Genomic DNA, 12,788 nt, shown 5'->3' with positions numbered 1-12,788 from the left:
TTCCGCATAGGTGCCCCCGTTGGTGGCGGCAAGGATGGTTTGAATGACGAAACTCAGCGGCGGCGACTCGAAGAGCACGCTTTATTGCTCCTTCTGCGGGAAGTCGCAGCATGAGGTGCGCAAGCTGATTGCGGGCCCAACCGTATTCATCTGCGATGAATGCGTCGAATTGTGCAACGACATCATCCGCGAGGAGACCAAGTCGGCCTTGGTCTCCAAGAAGGATGGTGGCGTCCCCACGCCGCAGGAAATCTGCGACGTGCTCGATGATTATGTGATCGGCCAGAAGCGCGCCAAGCGCGTGCTGTCGGTGGCGGTGCACAACCATTACAAGCGCCTCAACCACGGCCAGAAGGGCGCGGATGTCGAGCTCGCCAAGTCCAACATCCTGCTCGTCGGCCCGACCGGCTGCGGCAAGACGTTGCTGGCGCAGACGCTGGCGCGCATCCTCGACGTGCCGTTCACCATGGCCGATGCGACGACCTTGACCGAGGCCGGTTATGTTGGCGAGGATGTCGAGAACATCATCCTCAAGCTGCTCCAGGCGTCCGACTACAATGTCGAGCGCGCACAGCGCGGCATCGTCTATATCGACGAAATCGACAAGATCAGCCGCAAGGCCGAGAACCCGTCGATCACGCGCGACGTGTCGGGCGAGGGCGTGCAGCAGGCATTGCTCAAGCTGATGGAAGGCACCACCGCCAGCGTTCCGCCGCAGGGTGGCCGCAAGCATCCGCAGCAGGAGTTCCTGCAGGTCGACACGACCAACATCTTGTTCATCTGCGGCGGTGCCTTCTCGGGCCTTGAAAAGATCATCGGCGACCGTCTGCAGGGCAAGTCGATCGGCTTCGGGGCCTATGTCGCAAGCCCTGAGGAACGCCGCACGGGTGAAACGCTCAAGTCAGTCGAGCCCGAGGATCTGCTGAAGTTCGGCCTGATCCCCGAATTCGTCGGTCGCTTGCCGGTGATCGCGACGCTCGAGGATCTCGACGTGCCCGCGCTGGTCACGATCCTGACCGAGCCGAAGAACGCGCTGGTCAAACAGTATCAGAAGCTGTTCGACATGGAGGCGGTCAAGCTCGGCTTCACCGACGATGCGCTGGTGCAGGTCGCCAAGAAGGCGATCGACCGCAAGACCGGTGCACGCGGGCTGCGATCGATCCTCGAGGGCATCTTGCTCGACACGATGTTCGATCTGCCCGGTATGGACGGCGTCGATGAAGTGATGATCGACAAGGACGTGATCGACGGCCGCAAGGAACCGATCCGCGTCTATGCGAAGAAGGAAAAGGCCGGGGCCGGGGCTGCGTGATCCTCGCGCCGCGTTCCACCCCGATCGGTGTCGCAGACGACGCCGATCGGGGACGGATCGCGGCGATGCTGGCCCGTGCGTTCGCCGACGATCCGGCGATGGCGTATATAGTACCCGATCCTGCCGACCGCGCGCTCCGGCTGCCGCGGCTTTTTGCATTGCTGTTCGAGGCGGATGCGCGGGCCGGTCTGCGGCTGGTCGCGGAAGGCTGCACGGCGACGACGCTGTGGCGCGCGCCCGGTTTGGGCAAGACCTCGCTGCTCGATATGGTGATGCACGCCTGGCCGATGTGGCGTGCCCTGGGCGGGGGGATTGGTCGCGCGCTGACGGTGTCGAGCGCGATTGATGCGCATCTCCCCTCCAACGATGTCTGGTATCTGCATGTTGCCGGGTGCGACCCCGCCGCACAGGGGCGCGGCTTAGGTCGCGCGGTGATCCAGGCCGGGCTCGATCGGATCGCGGAAGACGGCCGACCCGTCTACCTCGAAACCGCCAACGAACGGAATGTGGGCTTTTACGCCACGCTCGGCTTTGTCGTGACCGAGGCGTGGCAGGTCCCGAAGGGCGGACCGATGTTCTGGTCGATGCTGCGCGCCTGAACGGGCGGAACCGCGCGTCCGTGGCGTCGTTTACGATCCGTTAACCTTTGGCGTTTACCGATTGTTAACGCGCTGCACGGCCCATCACGCATCGACATTCTGGAGAACGACCGCCATGCGTTTCGTATCGACGCCCCTTGTTCTCACGTCGTTGATGGCGCTCGGCGCGACCGTCTCGGGCTGCACCGCCGGGACGGCGCGGCCGCGCGTGACGCCCCACATTGCCGCGACGCCCACCGGCTGGGCCGGTTCGGTTACAGCAGAAGATCGCAGCCGGTTGGACGCGCTTCCTGCGACATGGTCGCGCGCGCGCGCCGCAGTGCCGGCCCGCCTCAAGGGCAAGCTCGATGCCGAGGGTCCGTTGGTCCAGCCGGGTGCGGCGCTGGATTTGCCCGCGCTCCCGCCCGGCCCCTATTATTGCCGCCTCGTCCGCCTGGGCGGTGCGCATGGGCTGGATACCTATAAGCCCGATTTCTGCACGGTTGACGGGACGACGCACGCTCTGTCTTTCACCAAGCAGAGCGGCACCAGCTTGCCCGGCGGCTGGCTGTTTCCCGATACCGACAAGCGACAGGTCTTCCTCGGCACCTTCCGCCCGGCCCATGCCGACAGCGCGCCGCCCTATAGCGTCAATCCTGCGCAGGACGTGGCGGGCGTGGTCGAGCGTGTCGCGCCGTTCCGCTGGCGGCTGGTGCTGACGCGCGCGGGGAAGGGGGCGCTGCTCGATATTTATGAACTGGTGCCGGTGACGCCCGTCGTGCGCGGGGCCGTGCCCGCCATTCCCGGCTGAGCTGGGTCAGAACAGGCCGGGCACGAAGCGCTTCACCCGCGCGGCATAAGCGTCGTAATCGGCGAAGGTCGCGCGCAGGACGCTTTCCTCGTGCCGCACGCGCATGGCGGTGCCGAGCGCGAACACGGGGGCACCTGCGATCAGGTTGAGCGTGTGGCCGTAAGCGATCGCCATCGCGAGTGTGAACAGCGCCATCGCCACATAGATCGGGTTGCGGACATGCGCGAACGGGCCCGATTGCACCAGATGCCCGTCGCTGCGGGTGCGCGCGACCAAGGCCCAGTTGCGGCCCATCGCCCGCGACGACGAATCGAACAGCCACACCGCCCCGAGGATCAGCACCAGCACGATCGACCCCTCGAGCAGCGCTGTGGTGGAGGCGGGATTGAGGCCGACCCGTATCGGGCCAAATCCGACGATGCCGATCCCTATCCCCTGCAACACGATCCCCCAGATCGAGGCATTGCTGCGCCGCGCGTCGGGACTTTTGGGGCTTTTGACACCGCGCGCGCGGGCGCGGAGCAGCGACACCACAAACACGCCCATGCCGACGCCGAGCGCGATCAAGCCGGGAAGTCCAACGGGATCGGTCAGAAATCGCATCACAGCCTCCAGAGCATGGCTGTGTTATGTGAATAACACGCGTCCGTCAATTGGCGGGGCGTGGCCGCCGTGCCTGCGCGTCGCGCCATGCCTGATACTGCTCGATCGCGACCGAGCGCCGCAGCAGCTTGGCCTTGGGGTCGATCACGATATGCGCGCGCTTCGGCACGGGCAGGCTGCCCACGCCCCCCGCCATCGGCAGCGTCACGATCCGGCCGTCGATTTGCACCTCGACCGGCATTGGGAATACCCGCCCGCCCGGTGCCTGCCAGCGCAAGGCCAGCCGCGTCGTGCTGCGTGTCTCGATCAGATCGGGCAGCGCCGCTTCGCGCAGATAGACGTCGAAGAACCAGCCATAATCCTTGCCGGTCACGCGCCGCACGAAGCGTTGATACTCCGCGCTCGACCCATAACGCGGCGTGAAATTGCCGGGCCGCGGATCGATCCGCCCGTACACTGCCAGCCGCGTGACATCGCGAAACGCGCGGTCGCCGATCAGGGTACGCAGCGTGTGGAGCATCCACGCGCCCTTGTAATAGATGTCCTGGCCCGGTCCGCCTTTATCGACCTCATACACCTCTTCCTCGGTCCGCACCTTGCCCGAGATGATCGGGCGGAGGTTGGCGATCTTGTTGCGTTCGTCGGACAGCATGGTCGCATAGCGCGCCTCACCCTCGCGCCAGCGGCCGTAAAGCGGCTGCATGTACGTGCCATAGCCCTCGTGCAGCCAGTAATCGTCCCAATTGGCGGCGGTCAGTTGGTTGCCGAAATATTCATGGGCAAATTCGTGCTGGAACAGCCAGTCAAATCCTTCGGGGGCCTTGGCATAGTCATTGCCGTAGGCGTTGATCGTCTGGTGCTCCATGCCCTTATGCGGTGTCTCCACCACGCCGACTTTCTCGTCCCCGAACGGGTAAGGGCCGACTTCGCTTTCGAAGAAATCGAGCGTCGGGGCAAATTCAGCGAACAGCGCCCGGGCCTTGTCTTCCTCGCCCGGCAGGAACCAGTAGAACATCGGGATGCTGTTGCCGTAGCGGCTCTTATAGACGCCCGAAATCTCCTCATACGGCCCGACATTGAGCGCGATGCCATAGGTATTGGGGTGCTTGATCCGCCAGTTCCACACCGTCCGCCCGTCGGGCAGCGTATCCACCCCGAGCAGCTTGCCATTGGAGGGGGCCTTCAACCCCTTGGGCACGGTGATATGCAGCGTGGCGACGCCCGGTTCGCCCGTCGGGAAATCGAGGCACGGCCAGAACAGATCGCAGCCATAGCCTTCGGCAGTGGTGGCGAACCACGGCGCGCCGCCGGGCGTGGTCGCCCACACCATGCCGCTGTCCCACGGGGCCTTGACCGCGACATGTGGTTGCCCGCCATAAGTGATGCGCGCGGTGACATGGCCGCCTTTGGCGACGCGCTGCGGCAGCGTGATGACGAGCCGCCCTTCCGGGTTGCTCCACGCGGCGGGCGCGAGCGCCGCGCCATCGATGGCAATGGCATCGACCGGCAAATTGCGGTCGAGGTCGATCGCGAGGCGGTCGAGCGGGGCCTTGGCGGTGAAGCTGAGCGTCGCCACGCCGCGCAGCGTCTCGGTCTCGGGCAACACCTCGAAAGACAGGTCGGCGGCATCGAAACCCAATTTCGCCTGGTCGGAATCGATCACACCGCCCGACCGCGCGGTCTGCGCCGTGATCTCGGGCTCGCCTTTCTTGGGCAGGGTGGTGGCACCGGTCAGCGCGAGGCAGCCACAAGCAAAAGCGAGTCTGGAAGCGATCATGAAGGGTCTAGCTCTACGGAAAAATCGGTGATGGTCATGCGCAGGACAGGGCGACCGTTCTGCAGGATCGAGGTGGTGCGGGGAAAGCGGATCCCCTGCGCTGTCACGGTTCCCGCAAACAGGAGGTGTTGATGCACGAGCGGCGGGTTCGGCGGCGGCCCAGCAAGGGTGTAGTCGGCCGAGGCAATCCGCCCATCCGGGGCGAGCGTCAGCGCGATCGGCGGATACCCGTCGCGGATCGCCGTAATGCCGCGTCGTCCGCTTGGTGACAGCGACGCCGGGGCGAGCAGCAAATAGCTGTATGCCGCGAGCTTCTGCCGCTCGAAATAGGCTTGCGGCTGGGGCAGGCTGGTCTGTGCACCGTTATGGACCAGAAACGCACTGTCGCGTTCCACCATGATGGTCTGCATGGCGCTGCGCCCCTCGCTGGTCAGCCAGGTGTCGGAGCGCGCGCGCGCGAAGGGTTCGATTCGGGTTTCGATCATCAGGTCGACCGGCGTCCGGCCGATCATCATGCGGGCGATTCCGCTCCACGCGATCACGTGTACACGCGACAAAAGGGGTTGCCCGCCGGCCGCCGCCAAGGCGCGCGCGATCGGGTCGGCCGGGTGCCGCGCGCTGGCGGGGAACGCGGCGAGGGCCGCTGCACCACCCAAAATCGTTCGACGATTGATGCAACGGCAACTCCCCCCATATAAGGAACTAAGCCCGCGTCGTTGACGCGACCCCGGAGTATCCATGACCAAAGCTTCTTTCACCCCGTCCAAGTCCTCGTCGCCCACCCACGCCTATCCCGTGCTGCCGCTGCGCGACATCGTCGTGTTCCCCAACATGATCGTGCCGCTGTTCGTTGGTCGCGACAAGTCGGTCGCGGCTCTGGAGGCGGCGATGGCCGCCGACAAGGAGATTTTCCTGGTCGCGCAGCTCGACCCGAGCGAAGACGATCCCGATCGCGATGATCTGTACGAAATCGGCGTCACCGCCGTCGTTCTGCAATTGCTGAAACTGCCCGATGGCACGGTGCGCGTGCTGGTCGAGGGCAAGCGCCGCGCCGCGCTGACTGGCCTGGTGCAGACCGACGGCTATCTCGCTGCCGACGTCGAAATGCTGGAGGGCGACGACGGTGAAGAGGCGCTCGACGCCGCCAATACCGAAATGGCCGCGCTGATGCGTTCGGTGGTCGAGCAGTTCGAGAATTATGCCAAGCTCAACCGCAAGCTGCCCGCCGAAACCGCGGTGCAGCTCGGCGAGATTGAGGATGCGAGCAAGCTCGCCGACGCGGTCGCCGCCAACGTCCAGGTCAAGGTGTCCGACAAGCAAGCGCTGCTGATCGAACGCGATCCGGCCAAGCGACTCGAGATGGTGTTCGCCTTCATGGAGGGCGAGCTTGGCGTGCTGCAGGTCGAGAAGAAGATCAAAAGCCGCGTGAAGCGCCAGATGGAGAAGACCCAGCGCGAATATTACCTCAACGAGCAGTTGAAGGCGATCCAGCGTGAGCTCGGCAATGAGGGCGACGAGGGCGAAGGCGATGAGATCGCCGAGCTGACCAACAAGATCGCGACGCTCAAACTGTCCAAGGAAGCCCGCACCAAGGCGACGGCGGAGCTGAAGAAGCTCAAGACGATGGCGCCGATGTCGGCCGAGGCCACCGTCGTGCGCAACTATCTCGACGTGCTGCTGGGCCTGCCGTGGGGCAAGAAGTCCAAGATCCGCAAGGATATTTCGGCGGCGCAAGCGGTGCTCGACGAGGACCACTATGCGCTCGAAAAGGTCAAGGACCGGATCATCGAATATCTCGCGGTACAAGCGCGCACCAACAAGCTGAAGGGGCCGATCCTGTGCCTCGTCGGCCCGCCCGGCGTTGGCAAGACCAGCCTCGGCAAGTCGATCGCCAAGGCCACGGGCCGCGAATTTATCCGCCAATCTTTAGGCGGTGTGCGCGATGAAGCAGAAATTCGCGGCCATCGCCGCACCTATATCGGCTCGCTGCCGGGCAAGATCGTGACCAACCTCAAGAAAGCCGGCACCAGCAACCCGCTGTTCCTGCTCGATGAAATCGACAAGCTCGGCCAGGATTTCCGCGGCGATCCGGCCTCGGCGTTGCTCGAAGTGCTCGATCCCGAACAGAATGCGAAGTTCAACGACCATTATCTGGAGATCGATGTCGATCTCTCGGACATCATGTTCGTGACCACCGCGAACACGCTCAACCTGCCGCAGCCGTTGCTCGACCGCATGGAGATCATCCGGCTCGAAGGCTATACCGAGGATGAGAAGGTCGAGATTGCCGAGCGGCATCTGATCGCCAAGCAGATCGAAGCGCATGGCCTGAAAGAGGGTGAGTTCACGCTGACAACCGAAGGGCTGCGCGCGCTGATCCAATTCTACACCCGCGAAGCCGGTGTGCGTACGCTGGAGCGCGAGATCGCCAAGCTCGCGCGCAAGGCGTTGCGGCGGATTCTGGAAGGCAAGGCCGAGAGCGTCACCGTCACCCCGGACAATCTCTCCGAATTTGCGGGCGTGAAGAAATATCGCCACGGCCTGGGCGAGGAAGAGAATCAGATCGGTGCCGTCACCGGTCTCGCCTGGACCGAAGTCGGCGGCGAATTGCTGACGATCGAAAGCGTGACCGTGCCTGGGCGCGGGGCGGCGAAGATCACCGGCAAGCTCGGCGATGTGATGAAGGAATCGATCGAGACCGCGTTCAGCTTCATCAAGGCGCGCTCGCCCTCTTACGGGATCAAGCCGAGCATCTTCGCGCGCAAGGATATCCATATCCATCTGCCCGAAGGCGCGGTGCCCAAGGATGGGCCGTCGGCGGGGATCGGCATCGTCACGGCGATCGTTTCGACGCTGACCGGCGTGCCGGTGCGGCGCGACATTGCGATGACGGGCGAGGTGACGTTGCGCGGGCGCGTGCTGCCGATCGGCGGCCTGAAGGAAAAACTGCTGGCGGCGCTACGTGGCGGCATCACCACCGTGCTCATCCCGCAGGAGAATGAGAAGGATCTGGCGGAGATTCCGGCCAATATCCTGGATGGTCTGAAGATCATCCCGGTGGCGCATGTCGATGAAGTGTTGCGGCTCGCGCTGACCGGCCCGCTCACCGCGATCGACTGGACCGAGGCCGATGACCTGGCCGCGCAGCCGCCAGCGGGCGTCGCGCCAATTGGCGGTGAAGTGCATCATTGATCGGATCGATTACTCGAAATGCCGCATTTCCGCCGATTTTAGACCGGGGCTGTCGCTTTTTGTTTTGACAGCCCCCGCGCTAGCCGTCTTAGTGCGCAACCGGCTTTTTGCCTGGGTATATTTTTTCCATTTTGTATCGGGGGTTTGGTGGCGATGAACAAACAGGAATTGATCGCGACGGTGGCCGACACGTCGGGTCTGACCAAGGGTGATGCAAGCAAGGCGGTTGAGGCGGTGTTCGATGCGGTCTCGGCAGCGCTGAAAAAGGGCGACGAAGTGCGCCTGGTTGGCTTCGGCACGTTCTCGGTCAGCAAGCGTAAGGCCTCGACCGGCCGCAACCCGCGCACCGGTGAACCGATGACGATCAAGGCGTCGTCGCAGCCGAAGTTCAAGGCCGGCAAGGGCCTGAAGGATTCGGTCAATTGATCTAATCTCCCGAAAACATGCGAGGTGTCGCTGGACAAGCGGCACTTGCTCGTTTTAAGGGATTGGTGACGAGGGCGGCGGTAACGCCGCCCTCATCCGTTCAGCCCTCCCACATCTCGCATGTGCAGGACGGCAACGGGCGCGTAGCTCAGTGGTAGAGCACACCCTTCACACGGGTGGGGTCGCAAGTTCAATCCTTGCCGCGCCCACCATTCTCACGGATCGGGCTGTCCGGCGACGCTGCGGCGTCAGCGCCAGGGCAGCTCCCGAAACCATTTCGTGATGACATATTTGGTGCCCGCGCGGACTTTCATCCCGTGGTGCAACGTGGCGGGGTTGAGCCGCCCGTCGGGCAGGCGATTGTTCCACGCCAGCAGCTTCCCGGTTTCGGGCTGGATGATCTTGTCGATCGCCTTGAAGCGGGTGGCACCGCCAGCTTCGGGCTGGTTGAGATAGATCATCACCGTCCACGTGCGGTTTCCCGCAATGCCGCAATACCGCTGATAGTCGATTCCGTCGGGTTCGAAATAATCGGTATGGGCTTTGAATTCCTGCCCCGTTGCGTAACGCTGCCCCTGGATCGGCTCGCCATGCGCCGGGTCGAGCCCGGTAAAGGCGGCGATTCGCGCGTTGAGATCGATCACCAGCGGATCGAACGGATCGAGATCGCCTGTCTCGCTGGTCCGAAAGGTCGGGTCGCCGTTGAAATCGGACAGGGTCGATGGCCGTCGCGTCGCATCGACTCGCGCACACAAGGCCGTGGACGTTGCGGGATCGAGAAAGCCGCGGCGAACAAACAGCGTCAGTTTGGTGCTGGGTACGCGCTGCACGCCCGGTTGGGCGAGGATATGCTCGATCATGGCGTCCGCCGGGTTGCCCGATCCGAAATGTGTCTGCGCGGTCATCGGCCTATTCCTGCCAAAGCCGTTGTGGCTTTTCCAGCCCCTGCGACCGTGCGAGGTTCACAGCGTCGTCTGGTGTCTGTAACACGCGGATAAGGTTAGACGCGCGATCGAGGAATAATGCCGCATGCGGTTGGTGTTGGATGCGCGAGCGCGGAGTGTTTTGCGACGCGTACCCGTGACGAAAGTGTATAGCGCGCTCGAGCTGCTGCTGATCGCTCTGCTCGCGGTGCAAGGTGCGCGGCTGGTGTGGACGGTGGTCACGCCGCTCGGCGCGATCGGCGTCTGGCGCCCGGCACACAGCGGGTTCGCCGGAGCTCCGCAAGCGCTCTTGAGCAGCTTCGATCCGTTCTTTCGCATCAGCGGCGGCGATGCGGCGGGGCCTGCGGTGGTCACCAGCTTGCAACTGACCTTGTTCGGAACGCGGGTCGATGAAGCGCAGGGCGGCGGCTCGGCGATTATCGCTGGGCCTGACGGGGTACAGCAAAGCGTGGGGGTGGGGCAGGAGATCATGCCCGGCGTGCGCTTGAAGGCGGTCGCGTTCGACCATGTCACGATCGACCGCAATGGCGCGTCTGAAGATCTCTTCCTGGTACAGCCGGAAATCACGCCAGTCGCCACGCCTGCGCCCGCTGCGCCGCCGCTGGTTGGCGGTGGTCCGACGCGTCCAATGCCTTCGGCTCCTTCGGGGATCACCTTTGCCCAACTGCGTTCGGACGTTGGGTTCATCCCGCGCATCGACAATGGCCGAGTGACCGGGCTGACCGTGCGATCGCAGGGGAGTGGGCTCGCCTTTCGCACCGCCGGGTTGCACGAGGGCGATGTCGTGACCCAGATTGCCGGCAAGCCGGTCGGAGGGACAGGCGATATCGAGCGTCTCGCCGCACAATTTGCCAAAGGCGGCCTGCTCTCTGTCGCGGTGGAGCGCGGCAAGGACACGATTCCACTTTCCATCACGATTGCGGGGCAATGAAGACATTTACTCTGGCACCGTTTCTGGCGCTTGCGCTCGCCGGCACCGCCGTTGCGCAGACCACGATGAATGTGCGCGACGCGGATATCCGCGCGTTCATCGCCGATGCGGCGCGGGTGACGGGGCGGACCTTCATCATCGACGCGCGCGTGCAGGGCAAGGTGACGGTGGTGACCGATCACCCGGTCAGCAAATCGCAATATTTCGAGATTTTCCTGTCGACGCTGCGCGCCAACGGCCTGGTCGCGGTGCCGACCAGCAATGGCGCGTTTCGGGTGCAGCCGACCGACAATGCCGCGTCGCAGCCCAGCCGCGTGGGGGCGCGTGGTGCGGCCAGCAACAGTTACGTGACCGAAATCGTTCGCTTGCGCTCGATCGACGCTGCCTCGGCGGTCGATACCGTGCGGGGGCTGATCTCGCCGCAGGGCTCGGTCACCGCCAATCGCGGTGGGAATAGCCTGGTCATCGTCGATTTCGCCGACAATGTCCGCCGCGTGCGCGAGGTGATCCGCCAGATCGACACCGACACTGCCGCAACGCGCATTGTCGCGTTGAAGAATGCCGGTGCCCGTGAAATCGCAACGGCGTTGCAAGCGCTGACTGGGCAGGGCGCGGGCGGCGGTGGACCGTCGACTGGCTCGAGCGCGAGCGTGGTGGCCGTGACCAGTTCCAATTCGGTGGCGATCCGCGGCGATGCGGCGTCGGTCGCGCGGCTGGCGGCGGTGGCCGAGGATCTGGACCGGCGCGCCAAGAACGGCACCGAAATCAAGGTGATTTTCCTTGAGAATGCCGATGCCGAGCAGCTTTTGCCCGTGCTTCAGCAACTGGTCGGGCAGGCCCCGTCGCCCATTTCGAACCAGCAACTGTCCGCATCGACCTTTGGCAGCAATAACGGCCAGTCGAGCGGCAGCAACGGCAGCGGGTTTCAGACGACCGCACGCCAGACCACCGCGCCGACCGTCCAGCAAGACGTCTCGGCCGGTGGCGGTACCTCGACCGGGCAAGCCGCGATCAGTTCGGCCGGGCGGACGGCGGCAGTGGTCACGCGCTTCGTTGGCGCGAACGCCATCGTCATCGCGGCACCTGCGGAAGTGCAGCGCCAATTGGCCGATGTGGTGCATCAACTCGACACCCGGCGCGAACAAGTGCTGGTCGAAGCGATTGTCGCCGAAGTTTCGGACCAGACCGCCAGCCAGCTTGGCGCGCAATTCGCCATCGCCAACATCAAGGGCGGCGTGTTCGCGGCCTCCAGTTTCCAGAACACCGCGCCCAGCTTGCTGACCATCGCCGGGGCGATTGGCGCGCGGCAGCTCAGCACCACGACGACGGTGGTCAACGGCACCACCGTAACCACCAGCACCAACAGCAGCGCGAGCGATTCGCTGGCGCAATCGGCGATCAGCTCGATTTTGGGCGCGAGCGGCGGCTTCGGTGGCTGGGCGGGCAAGATCGGCGACACGGTGTTCGGTTCGATCATCAATGCGTTGAAGAGCGACACCACCTCCAACCTGTTGCAAGTCCCGCATCTGGTGATGCTCGACAATCAGGAAGCGCACAGCCTGGTCGGGCAGGAAATTCCGATCACCACCGGGCAGGCGCTGTCGAACAATTTCAACAACACCTTCCGCACCACCCAGCGTGAAAATGTCGGGATCGAGCTGACGGTGCGGCCGCAAGTCAATTCCTCGGGCACAGTGAAGCTCAATCTGCGGCTGGGGGTGAGTTCGATCGCGGGGCCGGTGTCGAGCGACAATAGCGACCTGATCCTCAACAAGCGCGAGGTCGAGACGGTGCGCACGGTCGACGATGGCGACATCGCCGTCATCAGTGGTTTGCTCGACGACAATGAACGCCGCACGATCCAGAAGATTCCGCTGCTGGGCGATCTTCCGGGGCTGGGCAATCTGTTCCGCTCCAAGGCGAAATCGCGGACCAAGACCAATTTGATGATCTTCATCCGCCCGACCATTTTGCGCACCGCCGAGGACAGCCGCCGCTTGACCGAGCAGCGTTATGGCTATTTGCGCCTGCAGCAGGGCTTGGCCGCGCCGAATGACGAGCCTTCGATCGACCAATTGGTGCGCGATTATATGGGCGCGGCCCCGCCGATCCCGAGTGCGCCCGTGCCCGGCAACATCGAGGACCCCCGCATTGCGGTGCCGGTGCAGCGCAGTTCGAGCACGGTGATCCACACCAAGCGGGGGCGGTGATGGG

11 protein-coding genes and 1 tRNA gene are annotated in these 12,788 nt (G+C 64.2%); 8 read left to right on the top strand and 4 right to left on the bottom strand.

All coding sequences use genetic code 11. The features are described from left to right. Window positions 1-43 precede the first annotated feature (43 nt). From clpX to H4W01_RS10330, 3 genes are all read left to right on the top strand, one after another. On the top strand, window positions 44-1,312 hold the full coding sequence (clpX, locus tag H4W01_RS10340) for an ATP-dependent Clp protease ATP-binding subunit ClpX (protein WP_010403209.1): 1,269 nt from the start codon (window positions 44-46) through the stop codon (window positions 1,310-1,312). Then, entirely contained in the window at window positions 1,309-1,911 is a 603-nt protein-coding gene (locus H4W01_RS10335) for a GNAT family N-acetyltransferase (RefSeq protein WP_209610917.1), read from the top strand. Before clpX ends, H4W01_RS10335 begins: the two co-directional genes overlap by 4 nt. Before the next feature lie 115 nt (window positions 1,912-2,026). Continuing rightward, window positions 2,027-2,701 carry a DUF4893 domain-containing protein gene (locus H4W01_RS10330; RefSeq protein ID WP_209610916.1) on the top strand — a complete coding sequence of 225 codons (675 nt, stop codon included), beginning with the start codon at window positions 2,027-2,029 and terminating at the stop codon, window positions 2,699-2,701. 6 nt (window positions 2,702-2,707) lie between these two features. Here H4W01_RS10330 and H4W01_RS10325 read toward each other — a convergent pair whose 3' ends face one another. From H4W01_RS10325 to H4W01_RS10315, 3 genes are read right to left on the bottom strand one after another with little or no spacing between them, the layout of a single operon-like run. Beyond that, window positions 2,708-3,304: a methyltransferase family protein gene (locus H4W01_RS10325; RefSeq protein ID WP_209610915.1), complete on the bottom strand. Its 597-nt coding sequence runs from the start codon at window positions 3,302-3,304 to the stop codon at window positions 2,708-2,710. A gap of 46 nt (window positions 3,305-3,350) precedes the next feature. Continuing rightward, window positions 3,351-5,081, bottom strand: a complete 1,731-nt coding sequence (locus tag H4W01_RS10320; protein WP_209610914.1) for a M1 family metallopeptidase — start codon at window positions 5,079-5,081, stop codon at window positions 3,351-3,353. Further along, complete coding sequence (locus H4W01_RS10315) at window positions 5,078-5,665, bottom strand: hypothetical protein (protein ID WP_334685228.1); 588 nt, start codon at window positions 5,663-5,665, stop codon at window positions 5,078-5,080. Before H4W01_RS10315 ends, H4W01_RS10320 begins: the two co-directional genes overlap by 4 nt. A gap of 154 nt (window positions 5,666-5,819) precedes the next feature. Between H4W01_RS10315 and lon the strand changes: the two genes are divergently transcribed. The 3 genes from lon (at window position 5,820) to H4W01_RS10300 (ending at window position 8,911) form a co-directional block, all read left to right on the top strand. Next, complete coding sequence (gene lon / locus H4W01_RS10310) at window positions 5,820-8,273, top strand: endopeptidase La (RefSeq protein WP_010403202.1); 2,454 nt, start codon at window positions 5,820-5,822, stop codon at window positions 8,271-8,273. A 153-nt stretch (window positions 8,274-8,426) separates the two neighbouring features. Further along, entirely contained in the window at window positions 8,427-8,699 is a 273-nt protein-coding gene (locus H4W01_RS10305; RefSeq protein ID WP_010186832.1) for an HU family DNA-binding protein, read from the top strand. Window positions 8,700-8,836: 137 nt separating this feature from the next. Continuing rightward, window positions 8,837-8,911 (top strand) — tRNA-Val (locus tag H4W01_RS10300). Window positions 8,912-8,947: 36 nt separating this feature from the next. Here the strand turns inward: H4W01_RS10300 and H4W01_RS10295 are convergent. Then, the gene (locus tag H4W01_RS10295) at window positions 8,948-9,604 is read right to left on the bottom strand and encodes a prolyl hydroxylase family protein (protein WP_209610913.1); all 657 of its coding nucleotides are present in this window, start codon (window positions 9,602-9,604) and stop codon (window positions 8,948-8,950) included. Between the two features lie 124 nt (window positions 9,605-9,728). Between H4W01_RS10295 and H4W01_RS10290 the strand changes: the two genes are divergently transcribed. Then, on the top strand, window positions 9,729-10,574 hold the full coding sequence (locus tag H4W01_RS10290; RefSeq protein ID WP_209610912.1) for a type II secretion system protein N: 846 nt from the start codon (window positions 9,729-9,731) through the stop codon (window positions 10,572-10,574). After that, the gene (gene gspD, locus H4W01_RS10285) at window positions 10,571-12,784 is read left to right on the top strand and encodes a type II secretion system secretin GspD (protein ID WP_209610911.1); all 2,214 of its coding nucleotides are present in this window, start codon (window positions 10,571-10,573) and stop codon (window positions 12,782-12,784) included. The genes H4W01_RS10290 and gspD overlap by 4 nt, the downstream gene beginning before the upstream one ends. Window positions 12,785-12,788: the final 4 nt, after the last annotated feature.

This window comes from Sphingomonas sp. PL20, assembly GCF_017875905.1.
Classification (GTDB): Bacteria; Pseudomonadota; Alphaproteobacteria; order Sphingomonadales; family Sphingomonadaceae; genus Sphingomonas; species Sphingomonas echinoides.
Note: the sequence above shows the minus strand (reverse complement) of the source record. Positions and strands in the feature narration are given on the sequence as shown.

Coding starts and splice junctions, on each gene's coding strand:
- clpX (WP_010403209.1), top strand. CDS start 44: ATGACGAAACTCAGCGGCGGCGACTCGAAGAGCACGCTTTATTGCTCC.
- H4W01_RS10330 (WP_209610916.1), top strand. CDS start 2,027: ATGCGTTTCGTATCGACGCCCCTTGTTCTCACGTCGTTGATGGCGCTC.
- H4W01_RS10325 (WP_209610915.1), bottom strand. CDS start 3,304: ATGCGATTTCTGACCGATCCCGTTGGACTTCCCGGCTTGATCGCGCTC.
- H4W01_RS10320 (WP_209610914.1), bottom strand. CDS start 5,081: ATGATCGCTTCCAGACTCGCTTTTGCTTGTGGCTGCCTCGCGCTGACC.
- lon (WP_010403202.1), top strand. CDS start 5,820: ATGACCAAAGCTTCTTTCACCCCGTCCAAGTCCTCGTCGCCCACCCAC.
- H4W01_RS10305 (WP_010186832.1), top strand. CDS start 8,427: ATGAACAAACAGGAATTGATCGCGACGGTGGCCGACACGTCGGGTCTG.
- H4W01_RS10295 (WP_209610913.1), bottom strand. CDS start 9,604: ATGACCGCGCAGACACATTTCGGATCGGGCAACCCGGCGGACGCCATG.
- H4W01_RS10290 (WP_209610912.1), top strand. CDS start 9,729: ATGCGGTTGGTGTTGGATGCGCGAGCGCGGAGTGTTTTGCGACGCGTA.
- gspD (WP_209610911.1), top strand. CDS start 10,571: ATGAAGACATTTACTCTGGCACCGTTTCTGGCGCTTGCGCTCGCCGGC.